Source organism: Thermodesulfobacteriota bacterium (genome assembly GCA_040756475.1).
GTDB lineage: Bacteria > Desulfobacterota > Deferrisomatia > Deferrisomatales > JACRMM01 > JBFLZB01.
The window spans coordinates 1-5,401 of sequence record JBFLZB010000249.1; the positions used below are offsets into that span (position 1 = coordinate 1).

General features: G+C 69.4%; 3 protein-coding genes. All 3 read right to left on the reverse strand.

Annotation, left to right across the window (positions count from 1 at the left end):
- Positions 1–37 precede the first annotated feature (37 nt).
- The 3 genes from AB1578_21640 to AB1578_21650 all read right to left on the reverse strand — a co-directional run bounded on the left by AB1578_21640 (position 38) and on the right by AB1578_21650 (position 5,165).
- Positions 38–3,397 (reverse strand): PAS domain S-box protein, encoded by a 3,360-nt coding sequence (locus tag AB1578_21640; protein MEW6490501.1) that lies wholly within the window; start codon positions 3,395–3,397, stop codon positions 38–40.
- 653 nt (positions 3,398–4,050) lie between these two features.
- Positions 4,051–4,632 (reverse strand): PAS domain-containing protein, encoded by a 582-nt coding sequence (locus tag AB1578_21645; protein MEW6490502.1) that lies wholly within the window; start codon positions 4,630–4,632, stop codon positions 4,051–4,053.
- Positions 4,629–5,165: a response regulator gene (locus tag AB1578_21650; GenBank protein MEW6490503.1), complete on the reverse strand. Its 537-nt coding sequence runs from the start codon at positions 5,163–5,165 to the stop codon at positions 4,629–4,631. Before AB1578_21650 ends, AB1578_21645 begins: the two co-directional genes overlap by 4 nt.
- Positions 5,166–5,401: the final 236 nt, after the last annotated feature.

Genomic DNA, 5,401 nt, shown 5'->3' on the forward strand with positions numbered 1-5,401 from the left:
CCCGGCCTTCGGCCGGATCGCCGGCAGGAGCCGGCTCCTACCTTGCGTCGTCCAGCACCGCCCGCACCTTCGCGGCCAGCGTCTTCAGGGAGTAGGGCTTCTGGAGGAAGCTCACCCCTTCGGGCAGGACGCCGCGCCGGGAAATGGCGTCGGCGGTGTAGCCCGAGAGGTACAGGCACTTCAGGCCCGGTCGTAAGTCGTGGAGCTTTGCGTAGAGCTCGCGCCCGTTCATGCCCGGCATCACGACGTCGGTGGCCAGCAGGTGGATCTCGCCCGCCTCCTTCTCGGCCAGGAGTAACGCCTCGCCGGGCGTACGGGCGGCGAGCACCCGGTAGCCCTGGCGCTCGAGGATGGTCTGGCCCAGGGCCAGGATCGCCGCCTCGTCCTCCACCAGGAGCACGGTCTCGGTGCCCCGGGGGGGCACCGCGGGCACATCGCGGACCACCGCCGCCTCGCCCCCTCCCGTCCACCGGGGCAGATAGATCCGGAAGGTCGTCCCCCGGCCCGGCTCGCTCTCCAGGTACACCGCGCCGCCGGCCTGCGTGACGATGCCGTACACCGTGGCGAGCCCCAGGCCGGTGCCCTTGCCGGGCTCCTTGGTCGTGAAGAAGGGCTCGAAGACGTGGGCCAGGGTCTCCTGGTCCATACCGGTGCCCGTGTCGCTCACCGTGAGCACGGCGTATTCACCCGGCGTCGAACCGGGGTGTTTGTCGCACCAAGCCTCGTCGAGCACCGCATTCGAGGTCTCCACCGTAACGGTGCCGGTTCCCGGGATGGCGTCGCGGGCGTTCACCACCAGGTTCGCCAGGAGCTGGTCGAGCTGGCTGGGATCCAGGCGAACGGGCCAGACCCCGGCCGCCGGCTTCCACTCGAGTTCGAGGTCTTCCCCGATCAATCGGCGGAGCATGCCCTGGAGCCCCCCCACGGCCGCGTTGAGGTCCAGGGCCCGGGGGCTCACCACTTGCTGGCGCGAGAAGGCCAGCAACTGGCGGGTCAGGCTCGCGGCGCGCTCGCCCGCGTCTAGGATGCCCCGAAGCCTCGGCGCCAGGGTGTGGCCGGGGCCGAGGTCGCTGGCCGCGAGCTCCGCGAGACCGTTGATCACCGTGAGCAGGTTGTTGAAGTCGTGGGCCACCCCGGCGGCGAGCCGGCCGACCGCCTCCATCCGCTGCGCCTGCCGCAACTGCCCCTCCATCGCCTTGCGCCGGGTGATGTCCTCCAGCACCGCGACCACGCCGACCACAGCTCCATCGGCGTCGCGCAAGGGCGCATTGGATACCGAGAGGTCGATGCGAGCGCCGTCCTTGCGGCGCCTGCGGATCTCCACCCCCGCAACCCCCCGGCCCCCCAGGGACTGCCGGCGCAGCGCGTCGAACTCCTCCCGGTCTTCCGGAGCCACGATAGGCAGATACTGGCCCACGGCTTCTCCTTCGCTCCAGCCGAAGACCCGCTCGGCAGCGGGATTCCAGAAGAGGACCCGGCCCGCGGGGTCCACGGCGAAGGTGGGCAGGGGTGAGGCCTCGAAGAGGGCCTCCAGGGTCCGGTGGCTCTCCCGCAGGGCGGCCTCGGCCCGCCTGCGGTCGGTAACGTCCCGAAAGGTGACGACCGCGCCGGCTCGATCCCCGCCTTCGCCAAGGGGACCGCTGGTGAGCTCCACAGGGAAGGCGGTGCCGTCCTTGCGACGAAAGATCGACGCCACCTGACGGGTGCTCTCCCCCAACTCCAGGGCCTGGTAGATGGGGCAGCGGGCACCGCGGCAGGGTTCCCCCGGGGGGCGGTTCTGAGGACACACCCCCCGGTGGTCGCGCCCGGCCAACTCCCCGGCCGAGCGGCCGAGACTCTCGGCGGCCGCCTGGTTGACGAAGGTGAAGCGTCCCTCCCGATCCAGGCCGAAGATCCCCTCCCCGGCCGAGTCGAGGATGAGCTCGCTGCGATGCCGGAGGCGCCGGAGCTCCTCCTCCGCTCGCTTGCGCTCCGTGACGTCCTGCACCGAGCCCGCGAGGCGCACCGCAATCCCGCCTTCCTCCTGGAGCACGTCGGCCCGCACGTGAAGCACCCGCCGAGTCCCGTCGGGCCAGACCACGCCGTACTCGATGTCGTGACGCGCCTTCCCGCACAGGGCTTCCCGCACGGCCCCATCGACGCGCTCCCGGTCCTCCGATCGGGTCCTCTCCAGGAGCTCCGCCACCGGGCGCGCCCTCGGGCCCGAGGGGAGCCCGAAGAGACGCCAGGTCTGGTCACTGCCGTGTACCTCGCCGCCCTTCAAGTCCCACTCCCAGCTTCCCACCCGGGCAATCTCCTGCGCCCGCTCCAGGGCGGCCTCGCTCGCCTGGAGGCTCTCCAGCGCCGAGCGGCTCTCCCTCTCGCGCCGGCCGAGGGCTTCGGCCATGTGGTTGAAGGTCCGGACCAGGGCTTCGAGCTCCGCCCCGGCGTGGCCTGCCGAGGCCCTGGCTCCCAGTTCCCCGTCCCGCAACCGTTCGGCCGCGGCCGACAGGGCCCCAAGGGGGCGCGTGAGCCGGGAGGTACCGAAACACCAGGCGGAGCCCAGGGCCGCAGTCACGATCAGGGCGATCCAGGCGGCGTTGCGTCTCGGGTCGAAGTGCTCGTGCACCGCGTCCAGCGGAACGCCCACCGCCGCGTAGCAGCTTCCGATCCCCCCGTGGGGAAGGGCAGCGAAGGCGTACAGCCGCTCCACGCCGTCGAGCCCCCGCATGGCCGAGGGGGGGAGCCCGCTCCCGCGCGCCGCCGTGAATAGCGGCGCGTCCTCGGCCGGCCTGCCGGCCCACGTCTCGGCCTCGGGCCAGTGGACCAGCACGGTGCCCCGGTGATCGAAGATCGAAAAGGAGCTCCCGGGCGGGAGGAGAAGGGAGGACACCTGACGGTTCATCCATGCCAGGTCGAGCTCGGCCACGAACACCATTTGGACGATGCCGGCCGTGTCGGTCACCGGTACGGCAAGGGGCAACGACCGCCGACCTTCGGTTCGGCCGTGCGACCCGGTCGAGGCCGTGCGGCTGGCGACGGCTGTGCGGAAGAAGGGCTCCTCGGAGAATCCCGGTCCGTCTCCCGGGAGACCCGAACCGCACAGCAGGCCGCCGTCGGGCCGGGCCGCGAGGAGCCCGGCGAAGCGGGGAAGACCCTCTCTCAGGCTCCGGAGCAGCGGCGTGCAGGAGACCTCGCCCGCCACCAGGGAGTCTCCCACCGCTTCCAGCAGCTGGCGGGTCCCGTCCACGATCCCGTCGTGTTCCGCCCCGAGCAGGCGCACGGCCTTCTCCGCCGCGTCGCGTACGGAGTTCCTCGCCAGATGGGAATGTTCGTGGGCCTGGGCGATGAGGAGGAGGGCCGGGGGAAGGATCGAGACGAAGACGAGGGCCAGCACGTGGGCTCGGACGGTCTTCATCATTGCGGGGCCGACTCCCTGCGGCTGTGCGGCCCTCTCCCGCCCGGAGGCCGACGGTCGCCGCAGCTCCAGGCGGATTCCGCGCCACACCGCCGGAGGGGGTGCGTGCGAAGCCGTCTGCGGGCGCGGCGGACGGTGGTTCCGCCGGAAATCACCGATCTCTTGACTTGCGCGGTGCCTGCGGATGGAGACCTTTTCGACCCCTGGGCCGTAGGGCTTTAGGGCACGGCGGGGTCCGCGACACGTTTCCCCTCCTGTGGGTCCCAGCCGGCCTTCGGCCGCATCGCCCTTGTAGGAGCCTGCTCCCGCAGGCGATGCGGCCCCCCAGGGCCGCTCCGGAAATGGACGAAATCCGCGACAATGCGGACCTGACCGCAAGCCTGGGCGGGGGGCTCGAAGACGCAAAGGACAGGCGAGGGCGTTTTGCCTGAGTTCCGGATCTTCCAGACGGAGGAGTTTTTGAAGCAGCTCGAGGGGGTTCAGCTCGGAGACGCCCGCTTCCTTCGAAACAAGCTCGACACTCACGTCTGCCGTCAACGATGCTGTCTGCGTTCAGTGGCGTCTTCCAGAATCGACAAGCTGCCCACGATGGCTCCCTGGGCGTCCCGGAGGGGCGCCGCGGAGATCGACCCGTCCACCGCGGAGCCCCAGTGCTACTCGTCTTCCGGGTAGTGGTGCACCAAGCAGGCCGGGCAGATCCCGTGGGTGAAGTCGGCCTTGGAGCGTTCACTGATGTAGACGGCCACGTCCTGCCAGGACCCGGCGTTGTCGCGGATCTTCTTGCAGTACATGCAGATGGGCAGGAGACCCCGCAGAGCCTGGATCTCTGCCTCCTTGCCCCTCTTCAGTTCCTCCTGGGCCTCGACCCGGTCGGTCACGTCGGTGCAGCTGCCGATGTAGCCGGCAAACGTGCCGTCGCTCGAGAAGAAGGGGACGCCGCGGTCGAAGAGCCAGCGGTAGAACCCGTCCGCGCGCCGAAGGCGGTACTCCATCTCAAAGATGTCTCGTCGGCCGAAGGCGGAGAGGTAGATCTCCAGGCAGCGAGACATGTCCTCGGGGTGGACCCCTTCAGCCCAACCGTTGCCCTGCTCCTGCTCCAGGGTGCGGCCAGTGAAGGAAAGCCAGCGTTCGTTGAAATAGTTGCACCGAGTATCGGGTCCGGCCCTCCAGATGAGGATGGGAGCTTGCTCCACCAGGATTTGGTACTCTTCGGCCGAGAGGAGGGGCGTCGTCATGAGTGTCTCCATGGAGTTGAGAAAGGACGGCCGCAGGGTTGTCTGAGCCCGCTGAGCCTCGGTTGGGAAAACCTTCGTTGAAAGAGCGCATCCTCCACCGCGCGCACAGTCTTGCCCGGCGGGTGGCGATGCGGCGTCGCGTCATCTTTCGACCGCGAACGGGTTTCTCTCAAGACGTCGTCGACCTTCTCCGTCAGCACGTCCATCGTGAACGGCTTCCCAAGGAAAGCGGTTGCCCCCTGGCGCAGGAGATATTGGACGGTTTCGTGGTTCGACGCATCCACGGAGACCACCAGGATTGGAGTCTCCCGGGTCTCGTCGTGGGCCCGCAGTCGTCGGATCAGGGAACCACCGCTCAGACCCGGCATATGGATGTCCGTGATCAAGAGGTCGAAGGGTCCCGCACGGTGCATGGCGTCCAGCGCCTCTCCGACGTTTGCGGCCTCGAAGGCGTGGCAGCCCAGGCGTCGCTCGAGGGTCGTGCGGATGACTCGGCGGATGTCTTCCATATCGTCGATGATCAGAACGTTCATGAGCACGAGCGCGGCGGTTGGTTCACCAGCAGCGAATACAATCCGAGCTGCGTCGTGACATCGAGGAAGGTGTGGACGCGGCTACCCGTCCAGCACCGCCCGCACCTTGGCGGCCAGCGTCTTCAGGGAGTAGGGCTTCTGGAGGAAGCTCACCCCTTCGGGCAGCACGCCGCGCTGGGAGATGACGTCGGCGGTGTAGCCCGACAGGTAGAGGCACTGGAGGCCCGGCCGCAGGG

Excerpts from the sequence above, each read along its gene's own strand:
- AB1578_21640 (MEW6490501.1), bottom strand. The coding sequence starts at position 3,397 with ATGAAGACCGTCCGAGCCCACGTGCTGGCCCTCGTCTTCGTCTCGATC.
- AB1578_21645 (MEW6490502.1), bottom strand. The coding sequence starts at position 4,632 with ATGACGACGCCCCTCCTCTCGGCCGAAGAGTACCAAATCCTGGTGGAG.
- AB1578_21650 (MEW6490503.1), bottom strand. The coding sequence starts at position 5,165 with ATGAACGTTCTGATCATCGACGATATGGAAGACATCCGCCGAGTCATC.